19 protein-coding genes and 1 riboswitch are annotated in these 15,645 nt (G+C 39.3%); of the genes, 6 read left to right on the top strand and 13 right to left on the bottom strand.

Translation table 11 applies throughout. The features are described from left to right. Window positions 1-2 precede the first annotated feature (2 nt). From DFO73_RS14725 to DFO73_RS14735, 3 genes are all read right to left on the bottom strand, one after another. Entirely contained in the window at window positions 3-635 is a 633-nt protein-coding gene (locus DFO73_RS14725) for a YdcF family protein (RefSeq protein WP_110065505.1), read from the bottom strand. Window positions 636-795: 160 nt separating this feature from the next. Further along, complete coding sequence (locus DFO73_RS14730; RefSeq protein ID WP_110065506.1) at window positions 796-2,202, bottom strand: sensor histidine kinase; 1,407 nt, start codon at window positions 2,200-2,202, stop codon at window positions 796-798. Then, on the bottom strand, window positions 2,192-2,893 hold the full coding sequence (locus DFO73_RS14735) for a response regulator transcription factor (protein WP_110065507.1): 702 nt from the start codon (window positions 2,891-2,893) through the stop codon (window positions 2,192-2,194). Before DFO73_RS14735 ends, DFO73_RS14730 begins: the two co-directional genes overlap by 11 nt. Before the next feature lie 174 nt (window positions 2,894-3,067). Between DFO73_RS14735 and DFO73_RS14740 the strand changes: the two genes are divergently transcribed. Further along, complete coding sequence (locus tag DFO73_RS14740; protein WP_110065508.1) at window positions 3,068-3,709, top strand: hypothetical protein; 642 nt, start codon at window positions 3,068-3,070, stop codon at window positions 3,707-3,709. A 92-nt stretch (window positions 3,710-3,801) separates the two neighbouring features. Then, a complete protein-coding gene (locus DFO73_RS14745; RefSeq protein ID WP_110065588.1) occupies window positions 3,802-4,119 on the top strand; it encodes an ArsR/SmtB family transcription factor in 318 nt (105 codons plus the stop codon). A gap of 28 nt (window positions 4,120-4,147) precedes the next feature. Here the strand turns inward: DFO73_RS14745 and DFO73_RS14750 are convergent, their stop codons facing one another. Continuing rightward, window positions 4,148-5,065, bottom strand: coding sequence for a cation diffusion facilitator family transporter (locus DFO73_RS14750; protein WP_110065509.1), 918 nt, complete (start codon window positions 5,063-5,065; stop codon window positions 4,148-4,150). A gap of 155 nt (window positions 5,066-5,220) precedes the next feature. Continuing rightward, window positions 5,221-6,516 carry an NCS2 family permease gene (locus DFO73_RS14755; RefSeq protein WP_110065510.1) on the bottom strand — a complete coding sequence of 432 codons (1,296 nt, stop codon included), beginning with the start codon at window positions 6,514-6,516 and terminating at the stop codon, window positions 5,221-5,223. A gap of 98 nt (window positions 6,517-6,614) precedes the next feature. After that, window positions 6,615-6,716: riboswitch (purine riboswitch) on the bottom strand. A gap of 195 nt (window positions 6,717-6,911) precedes the next feature. Here DFO73_RS14755 and DFO73_RS14760 point away from each other — a divergent pair. After that, the gene (locus tag DFO73_RS14760; protein ID WP_110065511.1) at window positions 6,912-7,226 is read left to right on the top strand and encodes a DUF948 domain-containing protein; all 315 of its coding nucleotides are present in this window, start codon (window positions 6,912-6,914) and stop codon (window positions 7,224-7,226) included. Window positions 7,227-7,263: 37 nt separating this feature from the next. On the opposite strand, the gene DFO73_RS14765 is transcribed toward DFO73_RS14760, so the two are convergent. Further along, window positions 7,264-8,169 (bottom strand): YihY/virulence factor BrkB family protein, encoded by a 906-nt coding sequence (locus DFO73_RS14765; protein ID WP_110065512.1) that lies wholly within the window; start codon window positions 8,167-8,169, stop codon window positions 7,264-7,266. A gap of 276 nt (window positions 8,170-8,445) precedes the next feature. On the opposite strand from DFO73_RS14765, the gene DFO73_RS28735 reads away from it, so the two are divergent. Beyond that, a complete protein-coding gene (locus DFO73_RS28735) occupies window positions 8,446-8,616 on the top strand; it encodes a hypothetical protein (protein ID WP_181396029.1) in 171 nt (56 codons plus the stop codon). 34 nt (window positions 8,617-8,650) lie between these two features. Then, window positions 8,651-8,773 carry a hypothetical protein gene (locus DFO73_RS29365; protein WP_258309497.1) on the top strand — a complete coding sequence of 41 codons (123 nt, stop codon included), beginning with the start codon at window positions 8,651-8,653 and terminating at the stop codon, window positions 8,771-8,773. A gap of 47 nt (window positions 8,774-8,820) precedes the next feature. Here DFO73_RS29365 and DFO73_RS14770 read toward each other — a convergent pair whose 3' ends face one another. Then, the gene (locus DFO73_RS14770; RefSeq protein ID WP_110065513.1) at window positions 8,821-9,348 is read right to left on the bottom strand and encodes a hypothetical protein; all 528 of its coding nucleotides are present in this window, start codon (window positions 9,346-9,348) and stop codon (window positions 8,821-8,823) included. A 628-nt stretch (window positions 9,349-9,976) separates the two neighbouring features. On the opposite strand from DFO73_RS14770, the gene DFO73_RS14775 reads away from it, so the two are divergent. Beyond that, window positions 9,977-10,870, top strand: coding sequence for a YitT family protein (locus DFO73_RS14775; protein ID WP_110065514.1), 894 nt, complete (start codon window positions 9,977-9,979; stop codon window positions 10,868-10,870). A 397-nt stretch (window positions 10,871-11,267) separates the two neighbouring features. Here DFO73_RS14775 and DFO73_RS14780 read toward each other — a convergent pair whose 3' ends face one another. The 6 genes from DFO73_RS14780 to DFO73_RS14805 form a co-directional block, all read right to left on the bottom strand. Then, entirely contained in the window at window positions 11,268-11,630 is a 363-nt protein-coding gene (locus DFO73_RS14780) for a YidH family protein (protein WP_110065515.1), read from the bottom strand. A 101-nt stretch (window positions 11,631-11,731) separates the two neighbouring features. Further along, window positions 11,732-12,508 carry a sulfite exporter TauE/SafE family protein gene (locus tag DFO73_RS14785; RefSeq protein WP_110065516.1) on the bottom strand — a complete coding sequence of 259 codons (777 nt, stop codon included), beginning with the start codon at window positions 12,506-12,508 and terminating at the stop codon, window positions 11,732-11,734. 64 nt (window positions 12,509-12,572) lie between these two features. Next, window positions 12,573-12,800, bottom strand: coding sequence for a sulfurtransferase TusA family protein (locus DFO73_RS14790; RefSeq protein ID WP_110065517.1), 228 nt, complete (start codon window positions 12,798-12,800; stop codon window positions 12,573-12,575). A 62-nt stretch (window positions 12,801-12,862) separates the two neighbouring features. Then, a complete protein-coding gene (locus tag DFO73_RS14795; RefSeq protein WP_110065589.1) occupies window positions 12,863-13,975 on the bottom strand; it encodes an MBL fold metallo-hydrolase in 1,113 nt (370 codons plus the stop codon). 52 nt (window positions 13,976-14,027) lie between these two features. Further along, window positions 14,028-14,606, bottom strand: a complete 579-nt coding sequence (locus DFO73_RS14800; protein WP_110065518.1) for a sulfurtransferase TusA family protein — start codon at window positions 14,604-14,606, stop codon at window positions 14,028-14,030. Between the two features lie 35 nt (window positions 14,607-14,641). Continuing rightward, entirely contained in the window at window positions 14,642-15,118 is a 477-nt protein-coding gene (locus tag DFO73_RS14805) for a DsrE/DsrF/DrsH-like family protein (protein ID WP_110065519.1), read from the bottom strand. Between the last annotated feature and the right edge of the window lie 527 nt (window positions 15,119-15,645).

Below are 15,645 nucleotides of genomic sequence, written 5' to 3' on the forward strand. Positions count from 1 at the left end.
TTTTAACGAAAAGGCAAGCTAATAATATAGCCTATATAGAAAAAAAGCTCTCTAAAGAAAAAAGGAATTTTCGTTTCTAATGATGTATAAACCGAACTCTGTGTCGGGGATGAATAAGCCTTCATCCCAACATTCTCCGTCATTAGCATAGCTCTTTTCATATGCAAAGGATCGCTGACGATGAGAAATGTCTCCAAGTGATTATTGGAAGCAACCTTGAGGGCGTACTGGAGATTCTCTTCTGTTATCGCAGATTTCGTTTCAATAAGAATGTCTTCTGTCTTAACATTATTTTTTATAGCATATTCCCTCGAGACCTCCGATTCAGCAAACCTGTCCTTACCACTCTTGCCGCCTGTAAAAATTAGCTTCTCAGCATATCCATTTTCATAGAGCCAAATCGCATGGTTTATTCTCTCACGTAAAACAGGAGATGGCTCGTCATCCCAAGCTGCAGCTCCGAGGACAATCGCTGCATCCGCCTTAACCAATTCATTTTGGGAACTGAAAGACCAAATGCTGTACGCTGAATAGCCTATGAAAATAAGAAAACTAATGCTGAAAACAAAGACAATCCTGCCAATCCGCTTTTTGGGCACTATTATCCATCCTTTTATCCATTTAATAGGGCTCATATGGATTTTTCTTTCCCGTTCTTTATGTAGTACTTGGTGCACGGGCACGAATCAACTGCTTTGCTTCCCTTCTTTGCCCTTTTCCTGCATCAATGGGCACGAGCAAACCACCTTCACTAAGCTCCCTGCATGCATAATAGTTTGGCTGCCCCCTCCTCCCTTATGCTCTCGGAACCCTAATCGTAAATTTAGTACCCTTCCCATTTTCACTGCTCACTGTTATTTTTCCATCATGCAGCTGGACGAGCTGTTTAACAATTGAAAGCCCTATGCCGAATTCACCAAATGAATGATTGGTCCTGGACAAATCCGCTTTGTAAAACCGCAGCCAGATGGACTCGATTTCCTGCGGATCAATGCCGATGCCTGTATCTTCAATTTCAATGATTGTTTCATTGGGACCCTCGTTTCCCCTTAAAAATATGCGGCCATTCTCCGTAAATTGGATGCTGTTCTTGACGATGTTCGTAAGAATTTGGATGAGGCGGTCATAATCCGCATAAACAGTAATTTCTTCATCAGCCTCTATATAAATCCTATTTCCTTTTTCCTCTGCCTGAATTTCAAGCTGCTCCTTTACGATTTCAAAGGCTTCCATCAGATTAATATCCATTTTATTTAACTGCAGCTGATTGGATCTGATTTTCTCATAATCAAGGTTTTCATTTACAAGACGAATGAGCCTTTTTGCCTCCCGGTCAATCAGTACCATCCCTTTTGCTTTTTCCTTCTCCGGAATCCATCCATCCTTAATCCCTTCAGCCAATCCGCTGATTGTTGTTAGGGGTGTCCGCAATTCATGAGACACGTCTGCAATAAATTTTCTTCTTCTATTTTCCAGCCGTTTAATTTCTTCATTTGATTCCTTTAGCTTGGCTGCCATTTCATTAAAATCCTTAGCCAGATCACCGATTTCATCCATATATGTATATGGGACATTCACATCATAATTCCCGGATGAGATCATGGAGGCAGCATTCCGGAGATCTGTAATCCTTTTGATCAGGTTTTTGGAAAGGACGAGGCTTAATAAAATAGTTGCTGTTAAAGAAATAATGATGGTATATAATAAAAATCTGTTTAGCTGGCTCACCACTTCCATGGCGCCGGTAATTGGCGATAGCAGCAGCACCCCGCCAATGAGCCTGCCTCCCTGCATATAGGGAAGGGCAACCAATGTTACTTCCTGATCAAAACGTTTTATATCATGCTTGACAGATACTCTATTCCCTTTGGAGATTTCCTCCCATTCAGCCTTTGTCAGCTGAATCATCGGATCTGACTTTAGCTCCGGGTACAAGACCCTGCCTTTATTGTCAAAGAGAATATATTTAATATTTCTTGCGTCCAGCAGCTGGCTGTATTCGGTTAAAAATTGCTCGTTTCCTTCTATCCGGACAGTTAAATCTGTTAGAATCCGTTCTCCATAGGAATTCAATTCATCCACTTTATTTTCGAAAATATAATTCTCAACAAACTGGGAGAAAAGCAGGCTTAATAATAGGAACGCCAAGATTAGAATGCTGACGTGGCTGATCAGCAGCTGATAAAAATATTTAATTTTCATTACCCGCTGCCGTTTCATCAAATTTATAGCCAACTCCCCAAACGGTATGGATAAAAGGCTGTTCTGCCGTGCCTATCTTTTTCCTGAGCCGTTTTATATGTACATCAACTGTCCGCTCATCTCCGTAAAACTGATATCCCCAGACACTATCAAGCAGCTGTTCCCGTGTAAAAACCTGCTTCGGATGTTTAACCAAATAATAGAGCAAGTCAAACTCCTTAGGAGTCAGATTGTTGAGAACCTGGCCATTAAAATAAGCCTCCCTTGATTCTTTGCTGATTTTAAAAAATTCGCTGGAAATATAATGGCTCTCCTCCCCTGAAGCCGTTTCAGCCTGAAACCGTCTTGTGACAGCTTTAATTCTTGCCATTAGCGTAAGCGGGCTAAAGGGCTTTGTTACATAATCATCAGCTCCCATTTCAAGCCCTAAAACCTGGTCGGATTCACTATCCTTGGCCGTGAGCATAATAATTGGCACCTTGCTTAGTTCCCTTATTTTTCGGCAAAGAGTCACACCATCCATAATGGGAAGCATCCAGTCAACAATTATGAGATCCCATTTTTCTTTATTGAACCGCTCGAAGCCTTCCTGGCCATCATGGACAAAAACTCCTTGATAACCTTCTTTCATAAAAAACATCTCAAGCATTGAACAGACACTTTCGTTATCTTCCACAACAAGAATTTTCATTTCCCCACACCATCCCCGAACATCTTCTTTCCTTAAATTAAATCGAAATTATCGTTTTTTTTCAATGAATATCTTTGTCCCTTATCGTTTTCTTTATAAAATTTATTATGGTTTCACAATAGATTGGGACATGCTATAAGCGAAGCAATATTTAGAAAAGGAGTGTTTGACACTATGAAAAAAAGATTATTAACAGTATTGGCTTTTTGCTTCCTTTTAATAGGATTGGCCCTTTCAGTGAACGCAGAAGTTATGCCAAAAGAAAAAAAACAAAATCAAGAGCAAAAATACGAACATCATCACCGCATTATTGATGAATCCCTTTTAAATAGCCTGCAGGAAAAAGGGTATTCCAAAAAAGAAATTTTCATAGCAGCCCATATTGCCAACTTCTCAAAGCAAAAAGTTGAAGAGGTTTTGGCTTTTTATAAAAAGAATGATTCTTCCTGGGAGAAAACAGCTCAGCATTATGGAGTTGATTTAGATAAAATTAGGAATCACCACCATCAAATGGATAAGTTCCTTGAAAAAAATAAAGACATTGTCCTTAAAAACGTCTCAGAGTATTCGGGGAAAACAGCCCAAGAATTGCAGGAATATCTTGATAAAGGAATACCTTTGCGTTTCCTCGTTTCCGGTTCAGCCATGGCTAAGGCAGCCAACAAGGATTTAAGCGATATTATAAAAATGAAGGAACAGGAAAAATCTTTTCATGAAATAAAAAAAGAACTCAATCTTGAAAATGAACAAATCCATACTGAAATGAAAAAGCTTGTCGATAAAATCCAGGAGGATATTAGAAAAACGGAGGAGTAACTCTATTTTTCATCAAAAAACCGCAGAGGCCCTAATCTGCGGTTTCGTTTTTTTTTATTCAGGATTATAATTTAATTGGAGGTGTTACCATGATGGATGAAAACCCGCTGCCGTCCCCTGACGGCTTAGATGAAGAAACCTTATTTATGGTTTCCCAAACTTTTAAAGCCTTATCTGATCCAACCAGGCTGCGTATTTTGCATTTATTATTTCACGGGGAGTATTCGGTTAATGAAATAGCTGAAAATCTTTCACTTTTGCAATCAACTGTATCCCACCAGCTCCGATTTTTGAAAAACCTTAGACTGGTTAAATTCCGGCGTGATGGAACCACTCTTTTTTACAGCCACGACGATGAACATGTCATTAGTTTATTGAAGCAGGCTATCGAACACGCCCAGCATTCCTGATTAAGCTGTCCTCTGGTCACCCACAGCCTTAATTGCAATTATCCCTATGACCGGGACAGCCTTCTTTCTCCCCCTCCACCTGTATTGTACTGTGCTCAATGCCATATTCATCATGCAGCACCGCTTGCGCTTCATGAAGGACAGCATCATGGCCTCCAGCATGCTCAATAACGAGGTGGCAGCTTAGTGAAGGAAAACCGGATGTAATCGTCCAAATATGAAGATCATGGACATCCTTGACATGGTTAACTTTGAGAAGCTCCTTTTTTATATCTTCAGGATTCAAATGGGAAGGAGTCCCCTCCATTAAAATATGGAAAGATTCCTTTACGACTCTCCAGCCGCTAATTAAAATCAGAATAGCCACAATCACACTCGCAATCGGATCTGCTATGCCCCAGCCAAAGAAGTAAATCAGAAGTGCAGCGGTGATGGCTCCAACAGAACCAAGCAAATCCCCTAATACATGCAAAAATGCGCTCCTGACATTCAAGTTATGGTCCTTATCTCCTTTCATCAAAATAAAGGCTGCAGCAATGTTCACTAGCAGGCCGATAGATGAGATAACGAGCATTCCAAAGCTTTGAACCGCTGGCGGCTCAAGAATACGATGATACGCTTCAAAGAAAATATAGAAGGAAATCAGGAGAAGTGTAATTCCATTTATCGATGCAGCAATGATTTCAAACCTTTTATACCCAAATGTTTTCGAATTTGTAGCCTTCTTTTCCCCCATTTTAATGGCCAGAAAGCTTAAACCTAGTGCGGCTGCGTCACTCAGCATATGCCCCGCATCCGATAGCAGTGCCAGACTGTTGGTGAGAATACCGCCTATTACCTCTACAACCATAAAGGAAGCGATCAGAAAAAATGCCCCCATTAAAGCTTTTTTATTGCCTGTATGATGGTGATCATGCGAATGTGAATGCCCGTGTCCGTGTCCCATGCTCTGCACCTCTTTTTATATGAATATATGCTCATATATATTATGTATGACATTGCTTTATTGTTCAATGTTTTTTTATGTCTCTCTTTATATTTAGACTAATTACAAAAAATAAAACAAAAAAACTGCCTGAATGAACAGGCAGTCCTTTTGTTTTATGCCAAATAAACAAAATAACCCATAAACGCAATACATAGTCCATACATAATGGGATGAATCTCTTTTGGCTTACTTAGTGCAAGCATGGTAATAGGGTAACGAATGAATCCCAAGGCAATTCCTGTTGCTACACTGAATGTCAGCGGCATCATCAGGATTGTTACAAACGCCGGAATGGCTATTTCGAGTTTTCCCCAATCAATATGCTTAACCTCCATCGCCATTAGTGCACCTACTATAATCAGCGCCGGAGAAGTAACCTCAGCTGAAATAACACTTAGCAATGGGGAGAAGAACAACGCAACTGCGAAGCAGGCCGAGATAATAATAGAAGTAAAACCTGTTCTTCCTCCAGCCGCGATACCTGAACTTGATTCAATCATGGATGCAGTTGTAGAAGTCCCCAATACTGAACCGATTACAGTTGCACTTGAATCTGCAAGCAGTGCTCTTCCGGCATTTGGGATTTCGTTATTTTTCATAAGGCCTGCCTGGCTGGCAATGGCAATCAATGCTCCAGCCGTATCAAAAAAGGCTACAAATAAAAAGGTAAAAATAACGGCAAGCATTTCAGGTGTAAGGATTTGATCAATGTGCAAAAATACTTCTCCGAAAGTAGGCTCAAGGCTTGGGACAGCCCCAATAATATGTTCCGGCTTTTCAATAAGCCCAATAAGCATACCAATAGCAGCTGAGATAACCATCCCATAAAAGATAGCCCCTTTAACGCCCCTGACCATTAAAACAATTGTTAATATAAAACAAAAGACAGCCAGCAGTGTTGCCGGAGATTTAATGTCACCAATCGAAACAAAAGTAGCTTCATTCCCGACAATCAGCCCTGCATTCTTCAAGCCGATAAAAGCGATAAAAAAGCCAATTCCGCCAGCAATTGCATGCTTTAAATCCTTCGGGATGATGTTAATAATCTTTTCCCTTATTTTTAATAAGCTTAAAATCACAAACAAAATTCCGGAAACAAATACACCGGTTAAGGCTGTTTGCCATGGAATGCCCATCCCGATACAAACAGAAAAGGTAAAAAATGAATTCAGGCCCATGCTTGGCGCAATTCCGATCGGATAGTTGGACAGCAGGCCAATTAGAAGAGAGCCAATAATAGCTGACAATGCTGTGGCAGTAAAAACTGTCCCCTTATCCATTCCAGCCTGGCTGAGAATAATAGGATTTACAATTAATATATAGGCCATTGACAAAAAGGTGGTTAGACCCGCAATTGTCTCCTGCTTGAATGATGTTCCTCTTTCATGAAACTGAAAAAATGATGACACGCAATTTCCCTCCTCCTTCTCCTAAATAACCAATAAAAAAAGCTCCGCAATATGCGAAGCTGCCCATAAAAAAAACAGAAGAAAATAGCATGTCAATTAAAACAAGCTATGTCCCCTGTAGTCAAGCTATTTGCGGCAGCCTGGTAGAAACGTTCAGACCCTATTTCTGAACATATACAGGTAATAAGAAAAGCGCAGAGAACACATTTTATTGCTCCCGAGCTAAATATTAAAATATATTAATATAATGTTGATTATTCTAGCAAACTCATGTATTGAGGTCAATTTTTTAATTGATTCTGAGATTTTTCTAATGGTTATATAAGAAGAGCAGATGTTAATTTTTTTGTATAAAGGGTAAATACAAAAAAAGCAGCATGAGGAGGTGGATCAATTTGTACATTGTCTATGCAAGCCTGATTCTTATTGCCGCATCCATGATATTTCTTGGCATATACGCATTTAAAACTTACAAGGATGCCAAGCCGGCAATTGAAAAGCTGAACGCGATAAGCACTGTCATGCAGCTGAAGGCAGATCAGATAAAAAGCGGAGTTGATGAGCTGACATCAACACAACAAGAGATCCAGAAGGATATAGATTATAAGAAACAAACGTTTAATAATACTATTTCAGCAGTAAAAGAAACACCGAAAAAAATAAAAAAATGGTGGAACATTAAAATACCATTCATCCACCAAATCAAATAAAAACGAGGGGCTATCAATCCCCTCGTTTTTATTTGTGTTACTTAATGGAAAGAGTGCTATATGCTTCTGCATCCGTCTTCCCATCACTATTGTCATTATCTTTATCCTTCATTTTATGGTCAGGCTTTTTCGTTTTATGCCTATGGTAAATCGCACTTATTTCACCGCCAATAACAAGAGCAAGCCCTGTCAAAAAGAACCATAGCATCATGACAATTACTCCGCCCAAGCTTCCATATGTAGCGGAATAATTTCCAAAATTGCTTACATAATAAGATAAACCCAGTGATATAAGCAGCCACATTACAGTTGCTGCCAGTGCACCAGGGATAACATGTTTAAAAGGATAGTGCTTATTTGGGGCAACCTTGTAAAGGATTGCCAAAATAGATACCATAATGGCAAATGCAATTACCCATCTTAAAACTGTAATAAGAACTTGCATGCCGTTTGGTATATGAATAAAGTTTTCTGCAAAGTTCATAATCACTTTTCCGAAAACCGGCAAAATCATTGCGATGATAACTGCTACAATCAATCCTAGTGTCAAACCGATAGATATGAGCCTTGATTTAATAAACGACCTTGTTTCCTTAACGTCAAAAGCATCATTCATAGCTCTTATAAATGCCTGCATCCCGTTGGAAGCCGACCATAATGTACCGATAATACCAAAAGTCAGCAGTCCGCCATTTGGCTTCGTTATAATATTTACAACATTGTCCTCAATTACACTATATGAATCTGCCGGCATCACTGTCTGCAAATAAGTTAATGCTTTTTGGGGATCCAAAGAAAGGTATGGAACAATGGAAATAAGCAGGATTAACAAAGGAAAAATGGAGAGCATATAGTAATAGGCTTGCTCAGCTGCAAGCCCGGTTGCCCGGTCATTTTTAAATTCCTTTCCGAGCTTCTTGCCAAATTTTATAACCTTATTCATTTTTACCTATCCTCCCTTGTCCATCTTAAGAAGCTTTGTAAGAATTCTTTTCCCCATGGATAGAGGTTATAATCATTTTTCAGCAGAAAAAATATTTATCAATTTTTTTTGATTTTTAAGTTGCGTTTTGGAAGTAATGGAATTATAATACAAATATCAAAACATTTTGATTTAACAAAACAACGAATAGATTTTCATACTAATTTTATTTTTCACACTAAAAATCAATTTTTTTTGATTGATAAAACAAATTTTATTGATTAAGGAGTTGGATTTATGTTTCGCTTTGAAGATTTTATGGTCATAGAGCTTAAACAAAAAGAAATTGAAAAGGAAGCTCGGAATGCCTGGAAGTTCTCTCCTCCTCTAAAAGAAGAGCCTGCCCGCAAGACACCTGCCAGACAGGAATTTGGAGGCTGCAGATGCATCCCATGTGAAAACTGTTAATTTCGGTTTTTACTCGAAAGGAGGTGAGATCATCTTGAAATTCTTTAAATCCTTATCCATTACAAAAGACGGCAAGGAATGCTGCCAAATTGAAATCAAGGAAACAGAAAATAAAACAGGTACAGATTGCTGCCAGCCACCTAAACCTTGCTACTAGTCCCCTGAAATAGAAAGGTGCCGCCAGGCTAAACTGGGACACCTTTTCTATTTTTGATATAAATTATTAAACATTCTTTTCATAAAATAATCATCTTCACATTTTTCACGTTTAAAAGGGATTCTCTTCCCTCTTTTCGTAATCTTTTCCTGTTTTTCCCAGTTATTTGACTCCTTCTTTAAATGAAGCATATTATTCTGGTTTTTAAGGTCCTTGTAAAAGATATATGCCTCATCTGGATGGCCATGAAAAAAATAAAGCCTCTTTTCTCCTGTTGATTCGCCGCTCATATACTTTTTTAAACTCTCCAAATGGGGATCTTCCCCGGCAGAAAGAACTGTATATTTCATCAGATCAATCATATTCATATACATGCTCTGATCAATAATTTCATCATATTTATGTCCAAAACTTGCAAAAACATCTCTTATTACCTGCTCGTTGAATTCCTTTGTCCGAATTTCCTGCTTCCTGATGCATTCAAGATCCTCTTTTTTAATATCCTTGGCAAAAACTGCACCTGTAAAATTCAATGACAGTAGTATCACCAGCAAAATGAATAACCATCTTCGCATAGAATCACCTCGCAGGTATTTTTCCATTAAAAGAAAAAATTATCCTTTTAATTCGAATGGAGCTGTAAGGTAATTTCGTGGATCATAGATCAACAAATTATTTGCGTGGACTTGGTGGTAACCAAGTTAATCCAAGAAGTGTTATAATCATTTTAATAAAATGTACCTGCCAAAGTTCTTTTCAGGATATGTACTAATGTTTTATATAGAATAAGAATGGCACAAGCTCTCATATTATCGTATAAAGCCTTACGTGAATTGCCAGCAGAATAATCCTGGCTTTGCAGACTAACCCAGCAACTCTATGCAATCATGTTTTTTATTTTTTTGGCTCTTTTAAACTTGCCTTTTGATTTCCGCTCCAGGCACTCAGCGACCGCGGGCGGTCCGACGCTCCTCGGCGTTAATGCCTGCAAGGGTCTCCCTTTGCTCGCGTTTCCCGCTGGACATTGGATAAGCATCCTCGAATTAACACCGCACGAAGGAAATACGTAAGCATTTTCGAGGAATTCGTTCCTTCCGCTCCAATCAACAGGGTGCCAAAATCAGCAGTAAGCTAACATTGCCTTTTTTATAAGTGCAGCTTTAATCAGCCTTTTTCTTAAAATAACTAAAATGGGGGTCATTTATGAATGTTCCGTTGGAATCTGGAGTTGAGCAAAACGTACATAAAGGGTTAACGAAAGCCAAGCTTGCCAAGAGAATCTTCTTTATCATATTAGGAGCGGTTCTTATGGGAGTCGGGATTGAAGAATTTTTAGTTCCCAATAAGATACTCGATGGCGGGATTGTAGGCATCTCCATTATCCTTTCCCATCTATCCGGCTGGAAGCTCGGCTGGTTCATATTCGTTTTGAATATTCCATTCTTCTACATAGGCTACAAGCAAATAGGAAAAACCTTTGCATTATCCACCTTATTGGGCATCGCCGTATTATCCGCTACCACCCTCCTTTTGCATGACGTCCCTGTCTTTACAGAAGACTTGCTATTGGCGACTGTATTTGGCGGAATTGTCCTTGGAATAGGGGTCGGCATGGTTATCAGGTACGGGGGATCATTGGATGGAACAGAAATTCTGGCCATTCTCGTAAACAAAAAACTCCCCTTCTCTGTAGGGGAAATCATCATGTTCTTCAATATCTTTATTTTTGGAACAGCTGGTTTTGTATTCGGCTGGAATCGCGCCATGTATTCCATCCTTGCTTATTTCATTGCTTTTAAAACCATTGATGTGGTCATACGCGGGCTTGATGAATCCAAATCGGCTTGGATCATCAGTGAAAATCACCAAGTGATCGGCGAAGCAATCCTTGCACGGCTCGGAAGGGGAGTTACCTATTTAAATGGCGAAGGCGCCTATACTGGCGACGATAAAAAAGTGATATTCTGCGTAATTACCAGGCTGGAAGAAGCAAAACTAAAAGCCATTGTCGAAGAAATCGATCCCAATGCGTTTTTAGCAGTTGCTGATATTGCTGAGGTAAGAGGCGGAAGATTTAAAAAGAAAGCCATCCACTAAGGATGGATTTTTTTATGGCTTTGAAGGGTTTTATAATTTGATTTATGCGCCGACTCGGGAATTAGCGTCGCCGGCAATTCTTATGCGTGGGCTGGACCTTTTACGAACGGACACGATCATTTACGCGCGGGTTTTAATTGTTTACGTGTGATTTTTAACCTTTTACGTGTTTACTCGGCTTTTACGCGCAGGATCCTCCCCTTTGCACGGGGCTACACTCCTTTTATACGCGGACTTCCTTGATTTACGCGCGGGTTTGAACTGGTTATGCGCGCCCTTTTCTTTAATGCGCGGAGCTGGGGCCTTTGCGAGCAGGTACGAATCGCTTGTGCGCGGTTTTCAAGTTATTTACGACTTTTTATACCTTTTACGGGCTTACTTGGCTTTACCCCGGCTTTTAAATCAAAATAAAAAATAAATAGGTTAACAATAAAATAAATATCAAAAGGATGATGGTAGTTATTAAATAGATTAAAGACCTTGATGAAGTGTAGGTTTGCGTATTAATTCTTTTTCGAATCCGAAAATAATTCATGGTTGAATATAATAGAATGGTAAGTCCGGTAACCAGCGAGAATAGACTTAATGCTACCGCAATCCTGTCAGCAAATTCATTTACCCTCTGTATGTTATTAAAATGCAGTGTAGATGCCAGAACTCCTATGCCGGTCATAGCTATAGACGTACGAACCCATGCCAAAAAAGTGCGTTCGTTGGCCAAGTGCTGCTGTATGTATTTTGACTCCTTTGTTTCTTCCATTTGAAACAACTCTCCCCGGATTAGAGTATAGCTTTATATTTTCCATTTAATCTTTAGTTAAACTTAAAAAAGGGACAGCAAAAGCTGTCACCACTTTTATATTATAGAATATCCATCCAGATTTTAATGGATGTACCCAATATAAGCGCAGCCAGGATTACCTGCAGGATTTTTGTATTTACTTTTTTTCCGGCATTGGCACCTAAAGGAGAAGCTATTAAGCTGGCAATGATCATGATAGCTGCAGGAATATAGTCTACCTGCCCTGTCGCCACTTTTCCGACTGTTGATCCAATTGAAGAAATAAAGGTAATTGCCAGAGATGTTGCAATGGTCATCCTTGTAGGAATTTTTAACACAACGAGCATGATTGGAACAAGGAGGAATGCCCCTGCAGCACCAACGATACCAGCTCCAATCCCGACAATTAGAGCAAAGAAGGCTGCAAGCCATTTATTGAACTTTACCTGATCCAGTGGTATATCGTCCAAACCCTTTTTCGGTACGAACATCATGATTGCAGCGATTAAAGCCAATATTCCGTACACTAGGTTAAGGCCGCCTTCAGACATGAAACGCGAACCGTAGCTTCCGATCAAACTACCGATTAATATAGCAGAACCCATATATATGATAAGTGTTTTATTTAAATAGCCGCCTTTTCTGTATGCCCAGATGCCCCCAATTGTAGCAAAAAACACCTGTACAGCACTGATTCCGGATACTTCATGGGCGGAAAATGACGCTAAACCAAATAATGGCGGAATGTATAAAAGCATAGGGTATTTAATAATTGAACCGCCGATTCCGACCATACCGGAAATATAAGAGCCGATGAAACCAATTAAAAAGATAACGATTAAAAATGTAAATTCCATGTGGCTGTTCCCTCCTTTAATCGAAAAAAGGGAGTAAAAAACTCCCTTATATCATTTCATTATATTAGCCTTTTTGAACCCAGAACTTTAGAACTCCATTATCGTCCTCATGTTTTAAAAGTTCATGGCCTGTTGATTCTGTCCAGGCAGCTAAATCTTTCACTGCACCTTTGTCAGTTGCATGAATTTCAAGCACTTGGCCTGATTCAATTTCTCCGATTGCTTTCTTTGTTTTTACGATTGGCATTGGGCAAGCCAGACCTTTTGCATCTAATACTTTTGTTACGTTCATGATTTCATTCCTCCGATTTTTTTAGTTAGTATCAAGTTAAAGCAGAGTCTAATTCAAATAAGCTATCTTACCGCACAGCGGTTAGGCCCGATTTCCATTTCACGCTGTTTCTCTTCATCCGGGCTGATTTTACCCATATTTGTTTCACGGATTTCCTGATAAGCATTCGGCTGAGGAGGAAGGTTTTCAGAAACCAATTTTCTGAACTCACCTTCGTCTTCAATGTTTAATCCGTGGTTTTTAGCAAATAAAGTGCCAAGCTTTTCAGATACGCTGCCATCTTCATTTAACTCATCAATGATCATGAAGTGCGCAGGCATAACAATTAATTGGCTTGATAGCTCTTTATAACGCTTGTAAAGTGTTTCCCTTAAATCTCCAGCCCAGTCACCAGCTTTACCCGCCAAGTCAGGACGTCCGATTGAATCGATGAACAGGATATCACCTGATAGAAGGTATTGATCATCAACTACGAAAGATGTTGAACCAATTGTATGGCCTGGTGAATAAACAGCCTGAATGGTAATCTTTGTGGAACCAATCATTACTCCGTTTCCATCTTCAAGGCGGTTATAATCAAATGTTACTTCTTCAGCATCCTTAGGAGGAAGCCAGTATGAAGCACCTGTTTTTTCAGCAATTTTTCTTCCGCCGGAAATATGGTCAGCGTGTAGATGTGTATCAAAAATATGCTTGATTACTGCATCCTTTTCAGCAGCAAAGTCAGTAAATACATCAGTCATTCTTGTTGCATCAACAATCGCAGCTTCACCGTTTGAAATAACCATGTAAGATAGGCAGCCTTTACCGATGCGGACGAATTGATACATTTCTCCGCCATCCTTCAAGTCTCCTACTTTAACTGGCTCAAGGTGTTCACTCCAGGCTTTCATTCCGCCTTGCAGGTAAGAAGCTTCCCGTCCTGCTTCTTCAAGCATATCTGCAACCATTACGGAAGAACCTTCTTTTGCACAAACTACTAATAGCTCTTTATCCGCTGGGATTTTATCAAGAATAGGTTCTACTCCATCAAGAAGATCAAAGTAAGGAACATTCAAATATTCAAAGTTTTTTCCTTCGATTTTCCAATTGCTAAAGTCATCTTCATTTCGAACATCAAGTACAAATAAATTGTCGTTATTGAATACTTTTTTCGTTACTTCCTTAGCTGTCATTGCGTTTGCCACTCCTTATACCTCCTACCGTATTATTTCGCTTAAAAAATTTTTAGTTAACTTTTGTTTCAGTTGGCCCATTCCACTCGGACATTCCAGGAACAACATTTGTTACGTTTGTGAAACCTTTTTCGGCTAATGTCTGTGATGCCATATCACTGCGGCTCCCTGTACGGCATACAACATAGATTTTCTTATCCTTGTTCCATTCACCGATGCGCTCTTCCAGTTCGCCGAAAGGAATTGAAATAGCGTTCGGAATATGTCCAAATGCAAATTCAGCAGGCTCTCGTACGTCAAGGACTACGATATCAGAATTTGAATCAAGTTGTTTTTGTAAGTCTTCATTTGAGGCAACAGACTCAAACTTTGCAGCTTCGCGCTCTTCATTTGCACTTGCTTTGCGGATATAGTGCTTTAGCACTTCTCCTTCTTCAATTGTTCCAAGGTACTGATGGCCTGAGCTTTTTGCCCATGCTAGGATATCAGCCTTTGAACCTTTATCAGTTGCAAGAACTTCAAGCACTTCACCAGGATTTAAATCATTAATTGCTTTTTTTGTTCTAACAATCGGCATTGGGCATGCAAGGCCTTTTGCATTTACAGTAAAGTTTGTTTTTAATGCTTCCATTTTAAAAATCCCCCTATCCTATTTACGAAGTTTGATTAAATGAATAAGTTGACATTGCCATCTTCTGCATCAGCTAAGTACGCTGCAACGCCGGCAAATGCAACGCCATCAATAATTTCATCTTGTTTGAAACCAAGAAGGTCAACAGTCATTTGGCAGGCTACAAGCTTAACATCCTGTTCTTTTGCCATTTCAATAAGGTCCTTTACTGGAATTGTATTGTGTTTTTTCATAATATCTTTAATCATTTTAGGACCCATTCCAGCCATATTCATTTTTGAAAGACCCATTTTTTCAGGTCCTCTTGGCATCATTTTGCCAAACATTTTTTCCATAAATGATTTATTCACTTGAATTGGTTCATCTTTCCTTAAGGCATTTAACCCCCAGAATGTGTGAAAAATCGTTACCTCGTGATCGTAAGCAGCAGCACCATTCGCAATAATATAAGCTGCCATTACTTTATCATAGTCCCCGCTGAAAAGAACAATCGTTGTTTTTTTCTTTTCCATTTATACTCATTCCTCTCTTTACCCTCATGGGTATATATTTAAGCAAAAAAAATCCTTGTTTATTTTATTTTTACTGTAACAGCTATTATACCAACAGGGTATAAATACCTGATAGGGTATATAATATCCTGTATTAGATAATCTGTCAACAGGGTTTTTTCTTTTTTAATGTATAAAGAAGAGAATATATTTCTCCCCTTTTTTTAAAAGTTTCCCGGTTTCTTTTAAAACCACTTTCAAGCATTTGCCTCTTTTAGTGTGTACCCTAAAGCACACAGCGATTAGGCCCAATCTCCAGTTCTTGTTGCTTTTCTGCTTCGCCTTTCATGTAGCCGCGGTTAATCGCTACAATTTCCTCAAAGCCTTCCACTCAACCCAACAGGGTACCAAAATCAACAATAAGCTTTACACAGCCAATAAATAAAAAGACACCCCAAATGAGGTGTCTTTTGCATGCTGCTTAGCAGCAATCACTTTCATTGCCTAACAGGACAAGGCCTTTTCTCTGCTTATCGTGCTCAAGAGTC

The organism is Cytobacillus oceanisediminis (assembly GCF_003182355.1).
In the GTDB taxonomy this organism is placed as follows: domain Bacteria; phylum Bacillota; class Bacilli; order Bacillales; family Cytobacillaceae; genus Cytobacillus; species Cytobacillus oceanisediminis_A.

Coding starts and splice junctions, on each gene's coding strand:
- DFO73_RS14765 (WP_110065512.1), bottom strand. CDS start 8,169: ATGAATAAGGTTATAAAATTTGGCAAGAAGCTCGGAAAGGAATTTAAA.
- DFO73_RS14725 (WP_110065505.1), bottom strand. CDS start 635: ATGAGCCCTATTAAATGGATAAAAGGATGGATAATAGTGCCCAAAAAG.
- DFO73_RS14740 (WP_110065508.1), top strand. CDS start 3,068: ATGAAAAAAAGATTATTAACAGTATTGGCTTTTTGCTTCCTTTTAATA.
- DFO73_RS14730 (WP_110065506.1), bottom strand. CDS start 2,202: ATGAAAATTAAATATTTTTATCAGCTGCTGATCAGCCACGTCAGCATT.
- DFO73_RS14750 (WP_110065509.1), bottom strand. CDS start 5,065: ATGGGACACGGACACGGGCATTCACATTCGCATGATCACCATCATACA.
- DFO73_RS14790 (WP_110065517.1), bottom strand. CDS start 12,800: ATGAACGTAACAAAAGTATTAGATGCAAAAGGTCTGGCTTGCCCAATG.
- DFO73_RS14735 (WP_110065507.1), bottom strand. CDS start 2,893: ATGAAAATTCTTGTTGTGGAAGATAACGAAAGTGTCTGTTCAATGCTT.
- DFO73_RS14795 (WP_110065589.1), bottom strand. CDS start 13,975: ATGACAGCTAAGGAAGTAACGAAAAAAGTATTCAATAACGACAATTTA.
- DFO73_RS14780 (WP_110065515.1), bottom strand. CDS start 11,630: ATGGAAGAAACAAAGGAGTCAAAATACATACAGCAGCACTTGGCCAAC.
- DFO73_RS14785 (WP_110065516.1), bottom strand. CDS start 12,508: ATGGAATTTACATTTTTAATCGTTATCTTTTTAATTGGTTTCATCGGC.
- DFO73_RS14805 (WP_110065519.1), bottom strand. CDS start 15,118: ATGGAAAAGAAAAAAACAACGATTGTTCTTTTCAGCGGGGACTATGAT.
- DFO73_RS14770 (WP_110065513.1), bottom strand. CDS start 9,348: ATGCGAAGATGGTTATTCATTTTGCTGGTGATACTACTGTCATTGAAT.
- DFO73_RS14745 (WP_110065588.1), top strand. CDS start 3,802: ATGGATGAAAACCCGCTGCCGTCCCCTGACGGCTTAGATGAAGAAACC.
- DFO73_RS28735 (WP_181396029.1), top strand. CDS start 8,446: ATGTTTCGCTTTGAAGATTTTATGGTCATAGAGCTTAAACAAAAAGAA.
- DFO73_RS14775 (WP_110065514.1), top strand. CDS start 9,977: ATGAATGTTCCGTTGGAATCTGGAGTTGAGCAAAACGTACATAAAGGG.
- DFO73_RS14800 (WP_110065518.1), bottom strand. CDS start 14,606: ATGGAAGCATTAAAAACAAACTTTACTGTAAATGCAAAAGGCCTTGCA.